Raw genomic sequence first — 24027 nt, forward strand, 5'->3', positions numbered from 1 at the left:
TCATTCGAATTGGCTGAGGCGGGTGTCAAGTACGTCTAAATCCAAAGCATTTTGTAGCTTTTCTCTGGCATCTTTGATGATTTCGTTGGCTTGTTTTTTGATGGTTTTTTTGTAGTCGTCTTTGATGCAATCTTGCAGCAGCAGGTATTCACACATCCGCAGTAATTTTGAGACAATAACGATGTCATGTGAACAATAAGCCCTGAATGGCGCCAGAATCACATACAGCAGCTTTTCAAAATGAATGATGTTGATCTCAATCACCACTTGCTGGTCCTGTACCAAATACAATTCGTCAGACTTCTTTAACCGCAAAGTCAGTAACTCAGTCAGGTAGTCAATACAGGTCAAGGCCGTGCCTGGATCGTTGATGCCTGGTGACATGGCTTTGATGGCAATTTCTGTGATCAATTGAAAAGCCAGCGAATAATTTTCACTCAAAGACTCGCTGTTATCGATCAGGAATTGGTTCAAAAACTCCTTGGCCACATCCTCATCCAATTCAGTTTCTGATTTAAAGATGGGCAAGCCCGCCAATAAAAAAGTGTTTTTGGTGGGGATCACTTGGATGTGGGTTTCATGCTGTTGCGCCAATTTAAGTAAGCGGGTGGTGTTGATGGTCTGGATGTAACCCGATTGGGGCACATAGTAATCATGCCAGTCACTGCTTTTATCAAACCGGCTCAAACCGGCATCGGCTATTTCATTGTCTTGTTCCAATTGAATCAAATGCTCAATCCTTTTCTTGGCGTTATTAAAAGTGGTTTTAAGGATGTAATCAACTTGAATGGATTGTGATATTGAATGGATGAAATAAATAAAAGAGCCCAGTGAAACGGTCACAAACAAGATCGCCAATAACACCGAAAAGCCGGGTAATTGGTAGCCAGATTGGGTCGGCTCAATGGTTATCAAAGTGATGATGCAATAGAAAATCCCAGCCAGATGAATGCCCAGAATGCTTTGGTGCTTTTTGTTGGAAATCAGTCCTGGCAGTAGGCGAGGAGAAAAATTAGAGGCTGCTTGATTGAGGATGATCATCACCATAGAAAAACTGAAGACCAAGATTGAAATCAGACCAGCAATGAGCGTACTGAGCAGTGTTCTGGCGGTCTCCAAATCATTGATGACCAGCCAAGGCACGGCTTTTTGTAAGTATACAGAGACACCCAGTTGTTCCAGGTAAACCATCATCAAGGCGAATAATATGCCACTGATGGCCATCAGACTGGGGTAAAACGCGATCTTGTTTTCAATCCGCCAAAAAGTTTGGGAGATGCGGTGAATCAATTGTTTCATGTCATCATTTCGGTGTGTGTGGGCCTGAGTGATTGAAGTTCAGGCCCGAACAGATAAGCGATTTAGACCAGTCGCAAATCTTTCATTGGTAGCCTTCTGTGGCGTTTTCCATTGGCAGCAAAAATGGCATTACACAAGGCCGGCGCAAACGGTGGCAGGCCTGGTTCGCCTACACCGGTCGGCAAGGCATCACTTGTGACGATATGGGTGTGGATGTCAGGGATTTGGTTGATGCGACTCATTTGATAATCATCAAAGTTACCTTGTTCAATGATCCCTTCTTTGGCCGTTATTTCACCATAAAAAGCCAAGGACGCGCCAAAGATGGCGGAGCCTTCCATTTGTGATTTAACCCGATCAGGGTTAAGAATCTTGCCGGCATCAACCGCCATGTGCACATCTTCTATTTTCACCTGATTACCATCAGTGGTCACTTTCACCACCACTGCGATGTAGGTCAGAAAAGAACGCCATGCAGCGATGCCCATGCCACTACCTTCCGGTAGTTTTTCGCCCCAGCCCGATTTTTCCGCAGCCAGTTCGATGACATTTTTTAAGCGGCTGGTTTCAGCGGGGTATTGTTCGGCTGATTCGCCGTAGTTGCCGTATTTGAAGCCATCGGCGGCAAAATCTTCGACTCGATCATCACCTATCATATTGAGTAAAAAGGCTTTGGGTTCTTGACCGGCGGCATGCGCCAACTCATCAACGAATGAAGCGGCGGCGAAGACGTTGTTGATGTTGGTGACTGATCGCACCCAACCGATGCGCATGAAGGTATCGGTTTCGCCCAAAGCAATTTTGATGTTAGGCACATCAAACATCATGTCACCCTGACCCAAATCAGTGCTGCCTGCAGTTTTTGCGGCTGGATTAAAGGTTGAGCTGATGGGGTGGTTAACCATCGCATGGTACCAACTGGTTACTTGGTTATTCTCGTCCAAAGAACCGGTTAATTTTTGATAACTGGGCGAATGGTAATAACCGTGTTTGATTTCATCCTCACGGGTCCACAACACTTTGATCGGCAGGTTGGTTTCATTGGCCAAATAAGCCGCCTCAGCGACGAAGTCTGGTTTGGATTTGCGGCCAAAACCACCACCCAAAAGGGTTACATTGATTTTGACGTTGGCGGCATTTTCTTGCGGGATGCTCAAAGTGCCAACCACATTGCCTTGTGAGGCTTGTGGGGTCTGGGTGCAGGCCCAAACTTCAACCATTTTATCCGCACCTGAGCCTGTGACTCTGGCGGTGGCAGCCGGTGGCTCCATGGTGGCATGGGCCAATCCAGCGACATGGTATTCTGCGGTTAACGTTTTGGCCGCTGCTTGATTGGCTGCTGCCACATCGCCGCGGGCCCTGACCACTTCTTTGGGATCCTCTAGGGCTTTGATGAACACCGCTTCATGATCTGCGGTGCTGTAGCTGGCATTGCTGCCATGGTCCCACTCAATTTTCAATTTTTCTCGGCCTTGAATTGCGGCCCAAGTGTGCTCAGCTATCACCGCTAAACCACCCAGCATGTTGAAACCAGCAGGTGGTTTCAATGTAGGCAGTTCAATGACTTTCAAAACACCGGGCACTTTCAGCGCCTCAACCGCATCGTAGCTTTTGACTTTGCCAAAAACCACGGGTGGTCTGGCAATCACAGCCACTTTCATGCCTTCGATGTCAACATCGTAACCAAATTCGGCCGTTCCTGTCACAATTGCTTGGCCATCGATGTTGGCCATGTTCGGTTTGCCGACGTATTTTTGTTCGGCTTCGGTTTTCAGTCGCAAAGAATCGCGCGCTGGCACTTCCAGCTTGCTGGCGATTTTAACCAAATCCTTGAAGTCCAGGTTTTGGTCTTGGTAGGTGGCTTGGTGATTCTCGATTTGAACTTGGGCAGGGTCTACAGACCACACTTGCGCGGCTGCCTGTTGCAGCATGGTGCGCATGATGGCGCCGGCTTCTTTGAGTTTTTGGTAATTCTTTCTGACACTGCGCGAGCCGTCGGTGTTTTGGCTGCCGTACTTGGCATCACCCAGAGCTTGTTTGACTGTGACGCGGTTCCAATCCGCTTCTAATTCATCGGCAACCAACAAAGGCAAGGTACTGCGTATGCCTTGTCCCATTTCGCTGCGGTGCGAGATGATGGTCACTTGACCGGTTTCATCCATTGAGACAAACACATCTGGTTTGAATTCAAGTTTCGACGCTGGGTTGGCCAGGGCGGGTGAAAACTGCACGCCTAACATCAATGTACCTGAGGCCAGACCGGTGCCCTGGAGGAATTTTCTGCGGCTGAGTTTCTTAATCATGCGCTTTCTCCAGAGGCTTTGTTGCTGGCTTTGGCAGCATCTTTAATCGCTGCGCGAATGCGGGGGTAAGTGCCACAACGACAGATGTTACCAGCCATGGCGTTATCAATGTCTTCATCAGAGGGGTTGTTGTTGCGTGCCAATAAAGCCGATGCGGACATGATTTGACCGGTTTGGCAGTAACCACATTGAGCCACATGGTGGTCCAACCAAGCTTGCTGCACCGGGTGGTCACCTTTTTCTGATAAGCCTTCAATGGTAGTGATGTTTTTGTCCATGGCGTATGACATGGGTGTGATGCATGAGCGCATGGCCTGACCATCAATGTGCACCGTACAGGCGCCGCAAATGCCTTTGCCGCAGCCGTATTTGCTGCCGGTTAATTTAGCCACATCGCGCAGCGCCCATAATAATGGCATCTCTTCACTGACATTCAGTTCAGTCAGTTTGCCGTTGATGGTTAGTTTGATCATTTTGTGCCCCAAATTTGCAGTTATTATTTAGTATATAACAAACCCAATAAGGAGGCCTAACTACAACCACAAGATTTTATAAAAATATCGATTTGTGTGTGTAAATTACCCTCCTAACACAATAAAAAGCCTGCATATCAGTTATAATAACAAACGTTTGAAACACAAAGAGACCGATGCGTGAGTCTCACTATAATAATTTGAATACATTTGACTATATCGTGGTTGGTGCTGGCTCGGCTGGCTGTGTCATGGCCAACCGCTTATCTGCTGATGGTAAACACTCGGTTTTGTTGCTCGAAGCCGGTGGTACCGATTGGAACCCTTTGATCCATATGCCTGCTGGATTGGCCAAACTGGTGGGCATCAAATCCATTAATTGGTGTTATGACACCGCGCCTGAGCCACATTTGAATAACCGCCAGCTGTATTGGCCGCGTGGTAAAGTTTTGGGCGGCTCATCGTCCATCAATGCCATGTGTTATTGCCGCGGTCACCGCAAGGATTATGACCATTGGGAAGCCCAAGGCAATCCTGGATGGGGCAGTGAAGATGTGCTGCCGTACTTCAAGAAAAGCGAAGACAACCAACGCCTGGAAAACGAATTCCACCAAAAAGGCGGCTTGTTGTCGGTGGCTGACCACAAATACACCAACCCATTGAGTGATGTGTTCATTCAGGCTGCCGAGCAGGCTGGTTATGACCGCACCGATGATTTCAATGGCTTGCACCAGCGTGGTTTTGGCTTTTATCAGCTGACACAAAAAAATGGTCAACGCCACTCCACCGCCCAAGCATTCTTGGAGCCAGCTAAAAAACGCGATAACTTAACCATTTGGACCAAGTCGATGGCACAAAAAGTGCTGTTTGATGGCAAGCGGGCCAGTGGCTTGTTAATCAAAAAAGGTCGCAAACAGATTGAAGTCAAGGCCAACAAAGAAGTCATACTTTCAGGTGGTGCCATCAACTCACCGCAACTGCTGATGCTGTCTGGTGTCGGTGTGGCAGCTGAATTGGCTGAGCACGGCATTGAATGTCACCATGAATTGGCTGGCGTGGGTAAAAACTTACAAGACCATTTGGATGTGTGCCTGCTACAAAAATGCACCCAAAAAATCACTTATGACACCGTCAGTGAAGTGGCGTCAGGGCTGAAATACTTTTTGTTCAAAGAAGGCCCGGGTACCTCTAATGTGGCTGAGGCTGGTGGCTTTTGGCAAAGCCCATCGGCCGACGATGACCGTCCTGATTTGCAGTTCCATTTCGTGCCTGCGATGCTGGATGATCATGGCAGAAACCGCCTCAAAGGCAGTGGATATACGCTGCACATGTGTGTGCTGCGGCCACAAAGCCGGGGTGAAATCACCTTGAACTCTGCCGATCCGGCTAAACAACCGCACATCAAGGCCAATTACCTCGATCATCCCAATGATCTGAAATTAATGATTGAAGGTTTTAAAATCCAACGCAAGATATTTGCTTCGCCAGCGTTTGATCCTTTTCGTGGTGATGAAATTTTCCCTGGCAGTGACGCGCAGAGTGATGAGGACATTGCTGAATTCATCCGCAATAAATCGGAATCGATTTACCACCCCATAGGCACCTGTAAGATGGGCAATGATGAGATGGCAGTGGTTGATCACAATCTACAGGTTCACGGCCTTGAGGGTTTACGGGTAATTGATGCCTCTGTGATGCCTACTTTGGTCTCGGGTAACACCAATGCACCAACCATCATGATGGCCGAAAAAATCAGTGACGTCATATTGAATGATGCTTAAACCCTGATGCATTCAATGGTGGTCAAAAGACTGCTCATGGCCGTTCCGGTACTGTGGCTGATTTTGACCATCACTTTTTTTTTACTGCGAGCGGCGCCAGGCGGCCCGTTTGATCAAGAGCGTGAATTAAGTCCTGAAATTGCGGCCTTAATCAACACCAAATACCAGCTTGACCAACCACTGATCGTGCAATACGGTCAATACTTGGGTAACGTTTTACAAGGTGATTTGGGTCCTTCCTTTCAATACTCTGATTTCTCGGTGAATGAACTCATTGCCCTTGGTTTACCGGTTTCATTGAAACTGGGGTTTTATGCGCTGCTGTTGGCCTTGTTGTTGGGTGTTATGTTGGGTATGGTGGCGGCTTTGTATGCCAACAAATGGCCTGATTTGGTGGCCATGATCACAGCGATGATCGGTATCAGTACCCCCAATTTTGTCATTGCGCCGTTGTTGATCCTTTTGTTGGCTGTGCACCTGCAGTGGTTACCGGTGGGTGGCTGGTCCGGTGGCCAATGGACTTATGTGGTGTTACCGGTGATGACCTTGAGTTTGCCGTACATTGCGGCCATTGCACGCTTGGTGCGTGGCAGCTTATTGGAGGTGCTTTCACAGCCCTTTGTGCGCACCGCGCGGGCCAAGGGTTTATCCAGCGCACAGGTGTTATTGAGACACGCCTTGCGGCCTGCGATGTTACCGGTGGTTTCTTATTTGGGCCCGGCGGCTGTCGGTTTAGTGACCGGTTCGGTGGTGATTGAACAAATTTTCGGCATACCAGGCATGGGCCGCTATTTTGTTCAGGGTGCTTTGAATCGAGATTATACTTTGGTGCTGGGTGTGGTTTTGGTGGTCGGTTTGTTGATGCTGTTATTTAACCTGATTGTCGACCTGTTGTACCGTTGGATTGATCCACGCATTCAGCAAAAGGGGGCCCATTGATGAAATTCAAATTGGGTCTGGTGCTGTTATTGGTGATTGTGTTGGTGGTATTGGTGGGTCCGCTGTTCTCCTCGTTTGATGCAGAGACCATCCACTGGGATGACATGGCGATTCCACCTGATGCCACTTACTGGATGGGCACCGATGTGATGGGGCGTGACCTGTTTATCCGCACCTTACAAGGTGGCCAAGTGTCCTTAATGGTGGGCTTGGTGGCGACCTTGGTCAGCGTCATCATAGGGGTCTGTTATGGCATGGTGGCTGGTTTTTTTGGTGGTCGCGTGGATGCGGTGATGATGCGATTGGTCGATGTGCTTTATGCGCTGCCTTTTTTGTTTTTGGTGATCTTGTTGATGGTGTTCTTTGGCCAGTATTTGTGGTTGTTGTTTGTGGCCATTGGTTGTTATTTGTGGTTGGATATGGCGCGCATTGTGCGCGGCCAAACCATGATGTTAAAAACCCAAACTTTTGTTGAGGCCTCACAGGCTTTGGGGCAGTCAGATAAAACCATACTGTTCTCACACATCCTGCCTAACCTCAAAGGCGTGGTGGTGGTTTACGCCACCTTGTTGGTGCCACAGGTGATCATGATTGAATCGTTCTTAAGTTTTCTGGGTTTGGGTGTGCAGGAACCCATGACCTCTTGGGGCGCGCTGGTTAATGAGGGCGCCAGTAACATGGACATGGCGAGTTGGTCACTGTTATTTCCGGCTTTATTTTTGGCGCTGACACTGATAGGATTCAACTTGGTGGGGGATGGTCTGCGCGATCGTTGGGACCCTGCCCTAAACAAACAATAATAACATGACAAACCAAACACCTTTGCTGAACATCAAGAACCTCAGTGTCGCATTCCATACCGAACATGGCAAGGTTATGGCCGTGGATGATTTGAGCTTTCAAATTGGCGCTGGACAGACCATGGGTCTGGTGGGCGAGAGTGGTTCAGGCAAGTCAGTCACAGCGCTGTCAGTGCTGGGTTTGGTGCCACAACCGCCCGGTCAAATCACCGCAGGCCAAATCGAATTCCATGGCACTGACCTACTGAGTTTGCCAGACAAACAATTACGCAAGATTCGCGGTAATGACATATCCATGGTGTTCCAAGAGCCAATGACTTCGCTTAATCCAGTGTTTCGTGTGGGTTACCAAATCGCTGAGGTGTTGCGACTGCACCAAAAACTCAGCCGCCAACAAGCCAAAGCCAGAACCATTGAGTTGATGGATTGGGTTGGCATCCCAGAGCCCCAACGTCGCTACAAATCCTATCCGCATGAAATGTCAGGTGGCCAAAAACAACGGGTGATGATCGCCATGGCGATTGCTTGTGAGCCGCAGTTGTTGATATGTGATGAGCCGACCACGGCATTGGATGTGACCATCCAGCGACAGGTTTTGGAGTTACTCAAAAATCTACAAAAAGAGCTCGATATGAGCATGTTATTCATCACCCATGATTTAGGCGTGATTGCTGATTTGGCTGATGAAGTGGTGGTGATGTACCAGGCTAAAAAAGTAGAGCAGGCCAGTACCCGACAGATTTTCAATGCACCACAACACCCTTACACCAAAGGCTTGTTGGCCTGTCGTCCGAAGCTTCATGATAATCCGCAGCGTTTACTGACAGTGGCTGATTTTATGGATGCGACTGGTCAGGAGCTCACTCCTGATAAATCAGTACTAGCGTCACAACAAAAAACAGATAAGTCAACTCAAAAAACATTACTTGAAGTGAAAAATCTGAAAACTTACTTTCCGCTTAAGTCAGGTTTCTTTGGCCGAGTCACCTCACAGGTAAAAGCCGTGGATGATGTCAGCTTCACTGTGAGAAAAGGTGAGACTTTGGGTTTGGTTGGTGAGTCGGGCTGTGGTAAAACCACTTTAGGCCGTACCATCCTGAAACTACAGGCGGCCACTGCCGGTGAAGTGTTTTACGATGGCATCGATGTGTTTAAACAAAGCCCACAAGATTTAAGGCGTTTGCGTTCAAAGATGCAAATCATTTTCCAAGATCCTTATGCCTCATTGAACCCACGCATGACTGTGGGCCAAACCCTGATGGAACCACTGCAGTTGCATCAGTCACAAAACAGCAAAGCACAGAACTTGCAGCGCGCGGCTGAATTGATGGCTATGGTTGGCATGAACCCAGATCAGCTCAACCGCTTTCCACATGAATTCTCTGGCGGCCAAAGACAACGCATCTCAATCGCGCGCGCTTTGGCCGTTGAACCTGAATTCATTATTTGTGATGAATCTGTATCTGCTTTGGATGTTTCGGTACAAGCACAGGTGTTGAACCTGCTGTTAGACCTGCAAGACCAAATGGACCTGACCTATATCTTTATCTCACATGATTTATCGGTGATTAATTTCATTGCCGATCGAGTGGGGGTGATGAACCAAGGTAAGTTGGTTGAACTCAATACGGCCGAGGCAATTTATCGCAATCCTCAGAATGAATACACCAAGAAACTGCTGGCAGCGATTCCGGATGGGTTGCCTAAAGCCAAATGATTAAATGTCATGTTTGGACCAACCAATTAGATGTTTTCAAAACTGATTAAACCCAAAGAAAGCTTTCAATCCAGCTACATCACTTACATCGAAGAGTTGGGTGACGAAGAACGCTATCCGTTCCCTTTGGATTTCGATCACAGTGACTTCGGAGCCATGCTGGATAAAATCAATGATTTTGAACAGGGCAGAAATTTACCTGAAGGTTATGTTGCCAGTTCAACCTATTGGCTCATTGAGGATGATGAACTCATTGGTGTATCGAACCTGCGTCATGAACTGAATGAGTCATTAAAGACGGCTGGCGGTCATATTGGCCTGGGCATCAGGCCCAGTTATCGTGGCCAAGGCTTAAGCATTCAACTGCTGAACTTGACACTGGAGAAAGCCAAGAAAAAAGGCATCAACCCTGCCCACATACATTGTTACAAAGACAACACCGCTTCGGCTCGCATGATCCGGGCTTGTGGTGGAGAGTTGGATTCAGAGCTTGATGAGGGTGGTGTGTTGGTGCAGCGTTATTTGGTTGATTTGTCATAAAATTTTTGCCGCATACAAAAAAAGTATTTGCGCATGTTTAAAAAAGCGTGTTACATTACAATCAAATCACATAAAAAATAAGATGAAAAATAACAGCAACAACCTATTTTTAAATAACAGCTCATTGCCAAGCAGCAATGCTGTGGTTGTTCGTCGTCGCCGTCCGTTAAGACAAATGGAGCTCTTTGGTTAGGCGTGTGATTTAGTAAAAAACTAATTTTAAAAACCCGGCCAAAGAGCCGGGTTTTTTTATACCCGGGGATTTTGGCTTTATTGAAATGTCGCAAGACAGGAAAAGACATGATAAAGCATTTTTTAACCACCGAAGATTGGAGCCAACAAGATTTGCATGAAATCTTGGATGTGGCTGGCTACCTCAAACAGCATCCGTTACAAAACCACCTGCAAGGTAAGTCCATTGCTTTGTTGTTCCTTAACCCATCCATGCGCACCCGCACCTCATTTGAACTGGGCATGCAACAACTCGGCGGCATGGCCATCGTGTTACAACCGGGAAAAGACGCTTGGGGCATTGAATTTGAACCCCATCAGATTATGGACGGTGATGCTGAGGAACACATCATTGAGGTGGCTGGGGTGCTTTCATCCTATGTCGATATGATTGGTATCCGCGCCTTTCCAGCGTTTCAAGATTGGTCATTTGACCGCCAAGACCAAACCATCAAGGCTTTGGCAGCGCATGCATCAGTTCCGGTGATCAACATGGAAACCATCGTTCATCCCTGCCAAGAGTTGGCTTTGATGATGACCATTAAAAATCACCTCAAAACACCCAAGAAAAAGAAATTTCTACTGACTTGGACATATCACCCGAAACCACTGAACACGGCAGTGGCCAACTCTGGCTTGTTGATCAGCAGCAAATTTGGCATGGATGTGACGCTGCTGTGTCCCAACGAACATTACTTGCTTGATCAGCGCTATTTGGCTGCTGCCCATGCGCAGTGTCAAGCCCACGGTGCAAAGTTTGAAGTCACCCATGACATTGAACAAGCCTATGCCGGTGCCGACTTTGTTTATGCCAAGAGCTGGGGTGCTTTGCCTTTTTATGGTGATCCTGCGGCTGAATTTAAACAACGCAAAGCCTACCAGCACTTCATTGTTGATGGTCAAAAGATGGCCCTGACCAACCATGCCAAATTCAGTCATTGTTTACCGTTGCGCCGTAATGTCAAAGCCACTGATGAAGTGATGGATGCTGATTACTGTGTGGCCTTGGAAGAGGCTGAAAACCGCTTGCACGTGCAAAAAGCCATGATGCTCAATTTGATGAACCAAGACGTGATGAATCTAACATCACAAAATAATTAAGGAATTTACCATGAAAAATAAAACCATAGTTTTGGCATTCTCAGGTGGACTAGACACCAGTTTCTGCCTGTACCAATTGGCCCAAGATGGCCACCAAGTTCATACCGTATTTGTCAACGCCGGTGGTGTGTCGCCTGAGGAAGTGGCAAATATCGAACAACGTGCCAATGAATTGGGCGCGCACCAACACCACAGCATCAACGCCCAACAAGCCATATGGGAAGAATTTGTCAAACCATTGATTTACTCAAAAGCCAAGATGCGTGGCGAATACCCCTTGTTGTGTTCGGATCGCTATGTCATCGTCAAGTTATGTTTACAGCTGTGTGATGAATTGAACACCCCGTATTTTGCCCACGGTTGTACCGCCATGGGCAACGACCAGTTCCGTTTTGATCAGACTGTGCACTCATTGGGTGACTACCAGGTGATTGCCCCAATCAGAGAATTACAATCTGAAGTCGATGGCAACATCCGTGACTATGAACTGGCAGCGCTTAATAAAGCCGGTTTTGAAATGTCATCTCAGCATCAAAAATACTCAATCAATGAAAACATGCTGGGTGTGACCATTTCAGGCAGTGAAATTGATCAGTTTCAAGCGCCCACTGATGACAGTTTGTGTTGGGTCAAAAACAAAGACCAATGGCCTGATAAACCGCTGCAATTACAATTGGGTTTCACCGCCGGTGTTGCCACCCACCTTAATGGCAGCCCCATCAATGGGCCTGACTTATTACAGCAGTTAAACCACCAGCTGGCGGCCTATGGCATTGGTAGGCACATCTACACCGGCGATGTCAGTATTGGCTTGAAAGGCCGCATCGTGTTTGAGTGTCCGGGCATTGACGGTTTGATGCAAGCCCACAAAGCACTGGAGGATTTGGTGAACTCGAAATTACAGAATCAATTCAGGGCACAAATGGCCGAACGCTGGGCAGAATTGGTCTATCAAGGCTTTTTCTATGAGCCGCACAAAACTGATTTAGAGGCCTACCTGGCCAGTTCACAATCGCACGTCACAGGCACCGTCACCTTGGCCACTTCAGGTGGTTCATTATTGGCCACTGCAGTTGAGTCACCTTACATCATTCAATCCCCTGAATCGGTTTATGCCCAATCCTGCGATTGGTCACCCGCTGAAGCTTTGGGCTTCATTAAACTCACCGGTCAAAACGCGACCTTGGTCAACCAAATCAGGAGGGCATCATGAAACAGGCAACAAAGACAAAGTCAACAGCTGCGCTGCAGGATTCGACCATGGCAGCGATCAAAAAGCACCTGAAATTCTTGGTCGGTCAAGACACGTGTAACCCACCAAGAAAAATTAAACATTCAGATGTCTTGTTTGTTGAGCTGGAAAGATTTTTTAAAGCATGTGGGTTCACCGTCACCTTGGCCGATTTTACTGATGGCCATGTGGTGTTTTATGCCTTGAGGGGAACGCCGAATGTGCTGTTCAATGTGCATTTGGATACCGTGCCAGTCAGTGAAGGTTGGCAGCATGATCCGTTTGAATTAACCGAGGTTGATGAGCGTTTTTATGGGCGTGGTGTCTGTGACATCAAAGGTGGCGCGGCTTGCTTGATGGCCTTGGCGGAAGCCTGTGATAACGACATGGCGGTGTTGTTTACTACTGATGAAGAAGGTGCTAATAATTGTTGTGTCAGTGAGTTTATCAATGGTTATGACATCTCTATATTCGACCAAGTCGTGGTGGCTGAGCCTACACAGTGTCTGGCGGTACTGGAACACCGCGGTTATGTGTCGGTGCATGGAGACTTTACTGGACTCAGTGGCCATTCCTCATCGGTCAAAGCTTTGGTGGGAAATGCCATTCATCAGGCCAATGCTTGGTTGAACCATGCCATGACTTATGCCGTCAGCAAGCAGTCCGCAGCTAACCCAGCAGGTATTTGTTTTAATCTGGGCTACATCAAAGGCGGCGAGAAAAATAACATGATTGCTGAACAGTGCCAGTTGGGCTTCAGTGTCAGGGTGCCTGCAGGGCAGTCTTCGGCTGATGCCTTTGAAACATTGATTCACTTGGCGGGTGATTCGGGTGATTGGCATTGTTCCATGCTGGCACCTGCTTTACCAGAAGACCTGAGTGTCAAACAAGAAGCTGCGTTGTTTTGTCAAAAGCATGGTTTAAGCATCAGTAAGCCAGTGGATTTTTGGACCGAAGCGGCTTTATTTTCCCAAGCAGGTTTGCCCGCATTGGTCTTGGGTCCAGGTAATATTGAACAGGCTCATACCGTCGATGAGTGGGTGGCCAAAGAACAATTAATGACCTGTTATAAAATCTATAGTGAGGTGCTGGGGTGAAAATGAAATCTGAGAATCAAAAAATCATTCACAGTGCTTTGAATCAGTTGACCAATTCTCAAGAAGCCAAACACTATTTAAATCGTTATCAAAATCAGCATGAAATGAACTTCGCGGTGGTTAAAGTGGGCGGTGGTATTCTGGCCGATGAGTTGCAGACATTAGCTGAATCTTTGGCATTGTTATCCAATCTGGGCTTGAATCCAATCGTGATTCATGGTGCCGGTGTGCAGCTGGATGAGGGCTTGAAACAGGCAGGTATCCAGACGGTAAAAAAAGCTGGCCTCAGGGTCACCGATGAAGCCTGTATGCAAGTGGTCAGGCCGATCATGTATCAAGTCAATCAACAACTGGTCAGCGCCTTGGAAGAGCAGGGAGTCAGAGCCACGGGTGTGGTGCATGGCGTGTTTGAATGCGATTATCTGAATCAAGCTGAGTTGGGTTTGGTGGGCGCGGTGCAAAAAATTCACCTCACACCGATCAGACAAGCTTTACAAACCGGCGCAATTCCGGTGTTGAGCTGTTTGGGTGAAACGTCCAGTGGTCAAGTGGTTAACATCAACGCCGATGTCGCCACCCGTGAACTGGTGTGGAAAATCAACCCGCATAAAATCATCTTCGTGACTCCGACTGGAGGCATTTTAGATGGCAATAACCACATCATTTCCGCGATCCAATTGAATAATGACTTCAAACACTTGAACCAACAGGATTGGTTGCATTCAGGGATGAAATTAAAACTGCAACAAATCCAAGACATGCTGGCGCCCATGGCAATCAGTCATTCAGTTTCAATCACTTCGAGTAAGAACTTGGCCAGAGAGCTGTTTACCCACAAAGGGGCTGGCACTTTTATTAACATGGGTGAACAAATTGCTGAAAGTACGGCTTTGACCCCGGCACTTGAAGCGGCGCTGACAGAGGTGTTTCAAAATGCTTTTGGTCGAACCTTCAAACCAGCGTTTTTAGCCCAGCTGCAGATTAAGAAAATTTATCTGGCCGAGTCGGGTCGGGCTGCAGCGATGGTGACAGTGGGCCATGATGGTCACGCTTACTTGCATAAGTTTGCGGTGACTCAAGCCGCGCAAGGTGAGGGTTTGGCAGCCAGTTTGTGGCAGCAGATTAAAACTGATCACCCTAAGCTATATTGGCGCTCTCGGGTGGATAACAGCATCAATGCTTGGTACTTTAAACAAGCCGATGCTTCGATGAAGTCGGCCCAAGGCGATTGGGTGGGGTTTTCATATGGCTTAACGCCCACTGAGTCTTTGGGTTGTATGCAACACGCTTTTATGACTGATTCTGGCTGGCAACAACAGGCTGTTGATCATACCCAGGGGGTGAAACATGCCTGAATCAAACACCCAAACAAAAAAAATCAAAGCCGCTATTTTTGGTGCCAGGGGTTATGTCGGTGTTGAGTTGATTCAAATACTGGATACACACCCGTTGGTCGAACTGGTGGCGGTTTATTCTCGTGCCCATGAAGGCCAAAAAGTCAGTGATCAAGTCGCTGGTTTTTCTGATGAGACCTTGACCTACGAAGTGGGCGATTTTGCCCAGCTGCCGCAATTGGCTTTGGACGTGTTGTTTTTGGCATTGCCTGATGGCTTGGCCAAGCAGCACGATGCGCTGTGGCAAAGCATGGCTGCTGACACCGTGATCATCGATCTCAGTGCCGATTACCGTTTCGATACTGCATGGACTTATGGTCAGCCAGAAACCCATGCCAGCGATTTAAGCAGCGCCCGGCTTATTGCTAATCCAGGCTGCTATGCCACCGGTATGCAGTTGGGCTTGCGACCGCTGCTGCCATACCTGGCGGATGCCAGCGTGGATGTGCCCACTGCCTTTGGTGTTTCCGGTTACAGCGGTGCTGGTACTTCGCCATCCGATAAAAATGACCCAGCGCGGTTGGCTGATAACCTGTTGGCTTATAAACCCACCGGGCACACCCATGAAAAAGAAGTGGCGCATGTGTTGCAGCATAATTTGCGGTTTATGCCGCATGTGGCGTCTCACTTCAGGGGCATTCATTTGACCCTCTCTGGCAAGTTAAATATTAAATTATCGGCTACTGAGCTGCAGCACTTGTTTGAACAGTATTACCAACAACTGCCACTGATTCAGGTACAAACAGTGCCGGCTGAGATACAACAAGTGGCTAACCATCACCACCTGCTGATTGGTGGTTTTGCGGTGTCTGAAACTGAGCCTGAACATTTTGTGCTCAACGTGGCATTGGATAACCTGCTCAAGGGTGCCGCCACCCAAGCCACCCAAAACATGAATTTAGCCTGCGCCGCTGCGTTTGGCTGTGAACCATTAACAGGAATTTACCATGCCAAATAACTCAAACGATTTGAACACCAAACAGAACAAAGAACACACCAAGACGCACCACAAAAATGACGTGCTTTGGGCCGCAGAGGGTGCTCAAAAACTGGCACCTGGTGTGATGGCCTACCTGGCCGGCGAGGATGTGGTTCTCGATCAAGCATTGTTCGTCTACGACATCCAAGGCACCCAAGCCCACCTGCAGGGGTTGGCCCAAATTGGCATCATCAGTGAAAGCGAATATGCAGCGTTTATTGATGCTTTGGATGAGTTAAAAACAGCGTTCGAACAAGGTACGTTCAGCCTGGATGAGCGCTTTGAAGACGGCCATTCAGCGATTGAGTTTTATCTCACGCAAAAGCTCGGCGAAGTGGGTAAAAAAGCCCACACCGGCCGCTCACGAAATGACCAGGTGCTGACTTGTCTGCGTTTGTATATGCAGGATCAAATGGCAGTGGTAAAACAGCTTGGCATCGATGCTATAGAGGTGCTGATTGAGTTGGCCGAAGGTCACCAAGACACCATGATGCCGGGTTACACCCACCTGCAACGCGCCATGCCCAATACCGTGGCCGTTTGGTTGTTGGGTTTTGCTGAAAGCCTGATGGATGATGTGCAACACCTCAACAGTGTGATGCACTTGTTAGATGCATCGCCTTTGGGGACCGCCGCGGGTTTTGGTGTGCCATTACAACTGCCCCGGGCCGAGACGGCCGCAGCCATGGGCCTCTCTCGTGTGCAGATTAATCCCGTCAGCGCGCAGAACTCGCGCGGAAAATACGAACTGATCTGTTTACATGCCTTGTCCTACCTGCTGTTGGATGTGCGCCGTTTTGCTTGGGATTTGAGTTTGTTCATGACCAGTGAATTTGATTTTATCCAAATGGGATCAAGCCACACAACCGGCTCATCCATCATGCCGAACAAAAACAACCCTGATGTGGTCGAACTGCTGCGCGCCAGCCTGTCAGTGGTCGATGGTGCTGTGCAGCAGATCCAATCACTGCTGTCCCTACCCAGCGGCTACCAACGCGACCTGCAATTGAGCAAAGAACCGCTGATCAAAGGCATGCAAAAGACCCAAGCCACCTTGGCACTGCTGCCTGAGCTGTTGCAAGCCTTAACCTTCAAAAAAGACCAGATGAAGGATGCGATAACCAGCGAAATGATGGCCACGGATCAAGCCCTTGAAAAAGTAAAACAAGGCCAATCCTTCCGCGATGCCTACCTCGATTCCAAGCAAGACGATGAACTCATCATCACCGCCGAACAATCTATTGACCAAAGGGTTTCGTTGGGTGGTGCGGCTAATTTGGGTTTGAACTTTTTAAGGGTGCGATTGGAGGGGTTGGTTTGAGCTTAGCTTGATTCAATCAATCATCAACACAAACCAACTCTTTTCGTTCCGGTAGGTTTTTTGGTGTCTTGAAATTATGAGCCAGTCCCACTTTTTCTAAAACCAACAACATCCACCAGCCAGGGTCCCATTCTCCTGGGTACAAAGAGAACTTTGCTGAATTGGGGTAGGCATGGTGGTTGTTGTGGTGACTTTCGCCCATGGTAATTAAGGATGCGAACTGGATGTTGTGACCTTGCACTGCTGCGTCTTCAACATGCCAATGTTGCTTACCTTTGTTATGCGCATAATAACCGATCAGCCAATGGCCTGTGACTGATACAGCCACCCTGACATTGATGCCCCAAATTACCCAAGAGATACCGCCAAAATAAAACAATAGCAATGCCCAAGGAACCTGTTGCCACATCCAGGTTTTCTCCATCCAAGCATAGACTTTGTCGTTGGCAAACGATTCAGGTGGTTTAAAAACAGGCGGGTTTTTGAACTTAAAGTCACAATGTAATTGCCAATACCAATCTTTTGCCAGAGACTGTTTATGACCAAAAAATCCATGACATGCCTTTTGTCTTTGAGCCCAATCACGGGTGTCATGAGTATGAAGCATGCCTTTGGGTCCTGCTAATCCAACCAACACGCCGAGATGAACGAAGAAATATTCCAGCCACATAGGGCAATCATAGCTTTGATGTATCAGCCGCCGATGCATTCCCAGTGAGTGCCCCAAACACAAAGTGGTGGCTGTGAATATAAGGAAAACCAGAAATGCATCAATACTAAATGTCATGTACCCACCGATTATGGCAGAGAGGTAAAAAAATGAAACCCAAATTGACTTTAAGGGAGACCACTTGACTGAACCTTCAAATGCACTTGAGTTGTGATTGGATTGAATGCTCTGGTTTTCATATTTCATGTTTTCTTCCATCCTTGATGTAAGTTTTTCTATGGTATAAAATACAAGTTATTTAATTAATTAAGTATTTAACTAATAGGTTAATTATATCCAATGAATGACACTTTTCAAGCATTATCTTCTTCAGTCAGAAGAAAAATACTGGCTTACTTATCAAAAACTGATTTAACGGCGGGTGAAATTTCTGAGCGGTTCGAAATGTCTAAGCCTGCCTTGTCTAAGCACCTTAGTATTTTAATGAATGCCGGATTGATCCAAGGAGAAAAAAAAGGTCAGTATGTGCATTACTCATTAGTCAAAGAAAACCTGTTTGCCAACATGAATGACTTTTTGGTTAATTTCTGTCCGCAGGGAAGGCCGTTGAAGCTAGAGAGTGCGGAAATTAAAAAGAATAAAAAAACTGATTAATAATAATTATGGTTAGTTATTAGTTACGGTTATAAAAACTTAATATTATGAATACAAGGGCCTCCAAAGAACCACTCAGCATTTTATCTTCACTCGTATGAGCGCGAAAAGTAGAAAAAAATTAAAAATTGAGTTTCTTCGAAAACATCCCAAATGCTGCTTCTGTGGAGGGGTTAATGTTTCTGATGAGATTGATCATATACCTGCACGCTCTTTATTTCTGGATAGACAATGGCCAGAGGGGTATGAATTTCCAGCTTGTGTTAAATGTAATAGAAATTCAAGACATGCTGAGAACATTGTCGCTGTAATATCAAGGTTAAGTCCCCATACAAGCTCTAGAGAAAGTCATTTTAAAATGAAAAAGCGGTTTGATTCGTTAGAACGAAATTATCCTGGAATTTTAGAAGAAATGAAGGCTAGTGCTAGAGAGAAAAAGGATATAGTAAAGAAGTATGGAATCAATCAATTTGAAGAGTTGACAACAAAGCAAATGCCACTTTTGAAAGTGAATGGTCCAATTGTATCTGAAGCCCTTAACGAGTTTGGTAGAAAAATGTTTCTTGCTCTATATTATAAGCATACCAAAAGTATTTTACCGATTGAGGGAGGAATTGAATTTTTTTGTTTTTCTAACTTACAAATTGATGCTGGAGCTATTCCGGAAGAAATTGATTCATATATAAATGAATTTCCAGAACTGAAGCGGAACAATAAAGATTTAAGTGATCAAATATTTTATAGGTATGGTGTTTTTCAAAAAGATGAAAAAGCAATTTTTTTGACTTTTTTTCATAACACCTTAGCAATGTTAGGACTTGTTCACCGAAGTAAAACTGAAATAGGTGGCCACCAAAATGTAATTTACTTAGAACCTTATAAGTGGTTGGGAAGTTCATATAAAAAAAGAAAATCACTGACTTAAGAGACTTTTATTTGATCTCGTTCCCAAACTCCAGCCTGGTAATGCATAGAGGATAATAAAAATGCTGAAGCCACGTAGGATGGGCTCTGCCCATCAAAAGGGCTAGATAGAAATCAATAAATTAAAGGATATTCTTTGTTATATTGAGTTGTGTAATCTTACATCATTGAAAGGTTGTAATTATTTCTTGATGGGCAGAGCCCATCCTACGAGCTGAGCTTGTCGAAGTGTGTTCAGTTCACTGATTGTGCTTTCAGACTTTTTGTGAGACTTCGACAGGCTCAGTCGGCTGGTACCTGATATATCAAGAGCCTGGATTCCTGATTTCACGGCTTAACGGCATTCCAATACCGCTTCATGGGCTTTGCCCAAATCGCAATATTTACATTGCCTTGCCTACCGGCTCGTCTGGAACGACGGTGGTTAGGCTCTGTCTTTATTAGATTTAATCACCTCAAAGCGGTTCGTAATCAATGGTCTCAACATTTTTGACCTGTGCCCAACGATTTATCTCCAGCCATTGAATGAACCAATCAACAAAAGACAGGACTAATACATACAATCAAGTCATTTGAATTTGTAATTAATTTAAAGAGGGTTTATGAGTCAAAATAAAATTGAGTGCTGTCTGTGTTTTTGTCTATTGAGCGCCTTAAGCAGTGTTGGTTCGGCCGAAACTGTTGTGGTTGGTGAGATGATTTATGCTGCCACCAATGTTGAAGTTGGGGCAGGTCAGCCTGCGATGGTGGTTTGTGATTTCAATGCAGATGGTCATTTGGATGTCCTCATCGCCAATTATGCAGATAACAACATGATTGTTTTTCAAGGTAACGGAAAGGGCAACCTCAGTGAAGTGGGGCGTTACCCTGTTGGTGAGAATCCCACTGGCTTGGCTGTGGCGGATGTGAATGGAGTTGGGCATGTTGATGTGGCCATTGCCAACCACGAAACATCCTATGTGACCTTCCTTTATGGTAATGGTAAAGGCGATTTCAAACAAACAACTGAATCACGATTGAACCTAGCTATCGATCCCCATCCGCATGAGGTTCAGCTCAAAGACCTTGATGGTGACAATAAGGTGGACTTGATTGTTGATAACCGCACGCACCTGGGACTGTTGGTTCTAAAAGGTCAAGGTGATGGCACCTTCCTGACACCAGGGAAAACCATCAACATGGGCGGTGATCCCTACCGTGGCTTTGCAGTCAATGACATCAATGGCGATGGCAACTTGGATTTACTCACCCCCAACCAGCGAGATATTGGCATCGCCATCAATAATGGTTCAAATGACATGTCTTTTGCTTTGAGTCAAATGGCTCAGTCTGAAGCGCCCTTTGCTGTTGCACTGGCTGACATGACTGGCGATGGTGCCTTGGATCTGCTGGTGGCGAACAACGGCAGTACGATTACTTTGATTCCTGGTGATGGCAAAGGCAATTTCATTGAAAGTAGCCAGAAGGAAATAAAGGCCAGTTCGGGCGCCAAACAAATTGCGACAGGTGATATCAATGGTGATGGCATCAAGGATGCCCTGATCAGCAATTGGTCCGGTGAAATGCTTGTTGTTCTGGGCGGCAATGGCTCAATGGAAACCTTGCGTTTCCAGCACTCCAAGCTGGCCAACCCATGGGCCGTGGCTTTGGCAGATTTGAACGAAGATGGAAAGAGCGATTTTATCATCGCCGATGGAGACAGCCAATCGGCGGTGGTTTTTGTCAGTCAATGAATTTTTGATTATCCATAAAGGCTAAAAGTTTCAGACCCGTTATTGCAAACCCACCATTGTTCATTCAGTGATAAGATATGGTTTATTTTTCAAAAAAGGAATTTTATGTTTAAAAAATACCTCAGGTGTTTTGTTGTCAGTTTGGTGCTGTCTTTGATGCTGCCTATTTTATCAGTCGATATGTATTCATCACCAACGGAGTATGAATCAAGCAGCAGTGTGGTGCAGATCAATGGTGAGGAAGTGCTGGTGCATGAAACTGCTGATGTTGGCATCATCGACAAGATCAAATTCTATTTTTCAAGCAAAACATCATTCGCTTACTACATTAAAATGGTCATTGTATGGTTTTTGGCGATGTTTGTAGCTTCGAGTTTATCCACTTACCTCAATAGGAAAAATTGAGGTAAACAGTCACTGTAAGATGTGTAAAGTGGCAATCTACATGAAAGGTTTAACCAGTCAATATACTAAACTCGTAATACGCCAGTTGATGTGTAAAAAAGAATTTTAAAAGACATAATGATGAAACTTAGTAAACACCAATACATCAGTGGATTAATTAATTCACACAAATCTACATTGAAGCCTACACTTCTGGTTTTGTTGTTATTTATGTCGTGGGTTTTGGTTGATTATTATTATGGTGTTTTACCTTTATCAGACTTGCAAACCAAATATTTGAATTATGGCATCCTTATCAGTTTTTTTTAATTTCCACATTTATTGGTAAAAGACTTTTAAAGTCGAACGGTTTGGAATGTCAAAATTGTGGCTTTGCTGTGGTTTCACTGGATAAAATTGCCAAGCAAATCAGTTTCAATCAATGCTTAAAATGCCAATCTGAATTATTTTTAGTAAATGGTAAAAATAACAATCCCATTAAGTTACAAAGGTCTGTTGAAATAGGGTTTGTTTTGAGTCGAGTTCGGTTGTTAATTGTAAGTTCTTTTTTTGTTGGGATTGTCTCGGCTTTTTTATTATCTACCTACACAGAATTCGGCTCGTTGGCTTTATTGCTTTTAATTGTCATGATGTTTGTTCCGTTCTCGTATTTGAGGTTTGCCAGTCAAAACAAAAAAATTAACTGTCATAACTGCCAAAAAACACACAAAGACTATTACTCATTAAACCTGAGTAGGTACAGTGATCGTTGTACCTATTGTGATCATCCATTCACATAAACTCCTCTTATGGTGCTATTGAACATGGACATTCAGAGATTAGTGATTTGATTCTTAATAAATTAGAGCAATTAACAAAATCGTAGATTCAACAAAAAAAATCCCCGGGTCACCAAAAGTAGGCGCTTTAGGCGAGTCCGAGGTAGACATTAATTAGGTTACTTCATTCATTAAAAATCAAGAAATCTGTTCGCGATTCATTCGACTCGTCATTGGCTCCTTTTAAATGACAATTAGTTTTTAAGCTCAGTTCGCACTTCAATCTTATTATGCAAGGTTCGATGTACTGGGCATTTATCGGCAATCACCAGTAATTTGTTAATTTGTTCCTTTGTCAGCTCGCCCTTGAATTCTATGCTGCGTTCAATCACATCTACTTTTGGGTGTTCTTCCGTGCAAGATTGGCAGTCATCGCCGTGTTCGCGGTTATGGGATAAATTGACAATCACATTATCCATGGGTATCTTTTTCAGGTTGGCATACATCCTTAATGTCATCACAGTACAAGCACCGAGGCCGGCCAAAAGGTGCTGGTAAGGATCGGGGCCGTGGTCGCTGCCGCCGACTTTAAGGGGTTCATCAGCAATCCATTGGTGTGTGGTGCTTTGGATGTCACATTGGAATTTGTGGTTGATTTCAGTCACCCGGATTTGGCCCGCCGGCACATCGACGCGCTGAATTGAGTCACTGCTTTCAGTAGCAATAAATTTTTCTGACCAAGTGGCAATCACTTTAGCGGCATAGGCGGCATCTGCTTTATTTGTCAGTAAGTGATTGGCATTATCCAGGCTGATAAAGCTCTTGGGGTGTTTGGCCGCGACATATATTTTTTCCGCTTCATTGATCGATACGGTGTCGTCAATCGGTGAGTGCATCACCAACAAGGCTTTTTTCAAATTGCTGATGTGAGCGGTGTTTTGTGCGTCTAAATCATCAATGAACTGTTTTTTTATCTTAAACGGACGACCACCCAGATTCACTTCTGCCTCGCCATCGGCCCCGATGGTGTCTAAATCGCCTTGGAACAGGTGTTTGACATGACCGGCATCGGCCGGTGAACCAATGGTCACCACCGCCTTGGCAGCTGGCACTTGGGCCGCGGCTTTGAGTACAGCCGCACCACCGAGTGAGTGACCAATTAAAATGCTGGGTGCTTGGTGGTTTTCCTTCAGGTAATTGGCAGCAGCGACCAAGTCTTCGACGTTGGAGGAGAAGTTGGTGTTGGCAAAATCCCCATCAGAACTTCCCAAGCCAGTGAAGTCAAAACGAAACACCGCAAAGCCTGCAGACACAAGTGCTTTGCTGATGTGTGAGGCAGCAATGGAGTTTTTGCCACAAGTGAAGCAATGCGCAAACAGCACAAAAGCCTTACTTTGCGAATCTTGTTGTTCGAGTAAGCCGGATAATTCACCCTGGCTGCCTTGGAATTTAATCGGTGTTTGACTCATGGTTATCCTTGATTGCTGTGATGTATTGGTTAACAGACCAGTTTAGCAGTTAATAATTGCAGAAGTTGTGCTTGGGTGTGGATAAATGATGAGGCCATTAACAGGCTCAGACCGTGTTGACTCGAAAGCTGTCTTTATTAAGTGACTGACCGGGCGAGAACTGCTAACATTTAGATTGGATTTTACTATCGCTGGAGATTTGTTTTAT

20 protein-coding genes are annotated in these 24027 nt (G+C 46.0%); 15 read left to right on the top strand and 5 right to left on the bottom strand.

Annotated elements, in window-relative coordinates:
* From QNI24_RS04300 to QNI24_RS04310, 3 genes are all read right to left on the bottom strand, one after another.
* On the bottom strand, positions 1–1299 hold the full coding sequence (locus QNI24_RS04300; protein ID WP_267175052.1) for a DUF2254 domain-containing protein: 1299 nt from the start codon (positions 1297–1299) through the stop codon (positions 1–3).
* 62 nt (positions 1300–1361) lie between these two features.
* Positions 1362–3602 (bottom strand): xanthine dehydrogenase family protein molybdopterin-binding subunit, encoded by a 2241-nt coding sequence (locus QNI24_RS04305; RefSeq protein ID WP_267175053.1) that lies wholly within the window; start codon positions 3600–3602, stop codon positions 1362–1364.
* Positions 3599–4075 carry a (2Fe-2S)-binding protein gene (locus QNI24_RS04310; protein ID WP_267175054.1) on the bottom strand — a complete coding sequence of 159 codons (477 nt, stop codon included), beginning with the start codon at positions 4073–4075 and terminating at the stop codon, positions 3599–3601. Before QNI24_RS04310 ends, QNI24_RS04305 begins: the two co-directional genes overlap by 4 nt.
* A gap of 176 nt (positions 4076–4251) precedes the next feature.
* Between QNI24_RS04310 and QNI24_RS04315 the strand changes: the two genes are divergently transcribed.
* From QNI24_RS04315 to argH, 11 genes are all read left to right on the top strand, one after another.
* Complete coding sequence (locus tag QNI24_RS04315) at positions 4252–5856, top strand: GMC family oxidoreductase (RefSeq protein ID WP_267175055.1); 1605 nt, start codon at positions 4252–4254, stop codon at positions 5854–5856.
* A gap of 15 nt (positions 5857–5871) precedes the next feature.
* A complete protein-coding gene (oppB, locus tag QNI24_RS04320) occupies positions 5872–6795 on the top strand; it encodes an oligopeptide ABC transporter permease OppB (protein WP_323373308.1) in 924 nt (307 codons plus the stop codon).
* Positions 6795–7595, top strand: a complete 801-nt coding sequence (locus QNI24_RS04325) for an ABC transporter permease (protein ID WP_267175057.1) — start codon at positions 6795–6797, stop codon at positions 7593–7595. Before oppB ends, QNI24_RS04325 begins: the two co-directional genes overlap by 1 nt.
* Positions 7596–7599: 4 nt before the next feature.
* The gene (locus QNI24_RS04330; RefSeq protein WP_267175058.1) at positions 7600–9312 is read left to right on the top strand and encodes an ABC transporter ATP-binding protein; all 1713 of its coding nucleotides are present in this window, start codon (positions 7600–7602) and stop codon (positions 9310–9312) included.
* Between the two features lie 30 nt (positions 9313–9342).
* Positions 9343–9852, top strand: coding sequence for a GNAT family N-acetyltransferase (locus tag QNI24_RS04335; protein WP_267175059.1), 510 nt, complete (start codon positions 9343–9345; stop codon positions 9850–9852).
* Between the two features lie 300 nt (positions 9853–10152).
* Complete coding sequence (locus tag QNI24_RS04340) at positions 10153–11184, top strand: N-acetylornithine carbamoyltransferase (RefSeq protein WP_267175060.1); 1032 nt, start codon at positions 10153–10155, stop codon at positions 11182–11184.
* Positions 11185–11194: 10 nt separating this feature from the next.
* Entirely contained in the window at positions 11195–12397 is a 1203-nt protein-coding gene (locus QNI24_RS04345; protein ID WP_267175061.1) for an argininosuccinate synthase domain-containing protein, read from the top strand.
* Positions 12394–13512 carry an acetylornithine deacetylase gene (locus tag QNI24_RS04350; protein ID WP_267175062.1) on the top strand — a complete coding sequence of 373 codons (1119 nt, stop codon included), beginning with the start codon at positions 12394–12396 and terminating at the stop codon, positions 13510–13512. Before QNI24_RS04345 ends, QNI24_RS04350 begins: the two co-directional genes overlap by 4 nt.
* A 2-nt stretch (positions 13513–13514) precedes the next feature.
* Positions 13515–14867, top strand: a complete 1353-nt coding sequence (locus tag QNI24_RS04355) for an acetylglutamate kinase (protein ID WP_267175063.1) — start codon at positions 13515–13517, stop codon at positions 14865–14867.
* Entirely contained in the window at positions 14860–15864 is a 1005-nt protein-coding gene (argC, locus tag QNI24_RS04360; RefSeq protein WP_267175064.1) for an N-acetyl-gamma-glutamyl-phosphate reductase, read from the top strand. Before QNI24_RS04355 ends, argC begins: the two co-directional genes overlap by 8 nt.
* Positions 15854–17206 carry an argininosuccinate lyase gene (gene argH / locus QNI24_RS04365; protein ID WP_267175065.1) on the top strand — a complete coding sequence of 451 codons (1353 nt, stop codon included), beginning with the start codon at positions 15854–15856 and terminating at the stop codon, positions 17204–17206. Before argC ends, argH begins: the two co-directional genes overlap by 11 nt.
* A gap of 16 nt (positions 17207–17222) precedes the next feature.
* Here the strand turns inward: argH and QNI24_RS04370 are convergent, their stop codons facing one another.
* Positions 17223–18122, bottom strand: coding sequence for an acyl-CoA desaturase (locus QNI24_RS04370; protein ID WP_267175066.1), 900 nt, complete (start codon positions 18120–18122; stop codon positions 17223–17225).
* A 93-nt stretch (positions 18123–18215) separates the two neighbouring features.
* On the opposite strand from QNI24_RS04370, the gene QNI24_RS04375 reads away from it, so the two are divergent.
* The 4 genes from QNI24_RS04375 (at position 18216) to QNI24_RS04390 (ending at position 21592) form a co-directional block, all read left to right on the top strand.
* Entirely contained in the window at positions 18216–18530 is a 315-nt protein-coding gene (locus QNI24_RS04375; protein WP_267175067.1) for a metalloregulator ArsR/SmtB family transcription factor, read from the top strand.
* Positions 18531–18627: 97 nt separating this feature from the next.
* Positions 18628–19455 carry a hypothetical protein gene (locus QNI24_RS04380; RefSeq protein ID WP_267175068.1) on the top strand — a complete coding sequence of 276 codons (828 nt, stop codon included), beginning with the start codon at positions 18628–18630 and terminating at the stop codon, positions 19453–19455.
* 601 nt (positions 19456–20056) lie between these two features.
* Positions 20057–21187 (top strand): FG-GAP repeat domain-containing protein, encoded by a 1131-nt coding sequence (locus tag QNI24_RS04385; RefSeq protein WP_267175069.1) that lies wholly within the window; start codon positions 20057–20059, stop codon positions 21185–21187.
* A gap of 105 nt (positions 21188–21292) precedes the next feature.
* Positions 21293–21592 carry a hypothetical protein gene (locus QNI24_RS04390; RefSeq protein WP_267175070.1) on the top strand — a complete coding sequence of 100 codons (300 nt, stop codon included), beginning with the start codon at positions 21293–21295 and terminating at the stop codon, positions 21590–21592.
* 1012 nt (positions 21593–22604) lie between these two features.
* On the opposite strand, the gene QNI24_RS04395 is transcribed toward QNI24_RS04390, so the two are convergent.
* Entirely contained in the window at positions 22605–23819 is a 1215-nt protein-coding gene (locus tag QNI24_RS04395; protein WP_283708503.1) for a bifunctional alpha/beta hydrolase/OsmC family protein, read from the bottom strand.
* Positions 23820–24027: the final 208 nt, after the last annotated feature.

Origin of the sequence: Marinicella marina, from assembly GCF_030065545.1 — a bacterium.
GTDB classification, from domain to species: domain Bacteria; phylum Pseudomonadota; class Gammaproteobacteria; order Xanthomonadales; family Marinicellaceae; genus Marinicella; species Marinicella marina.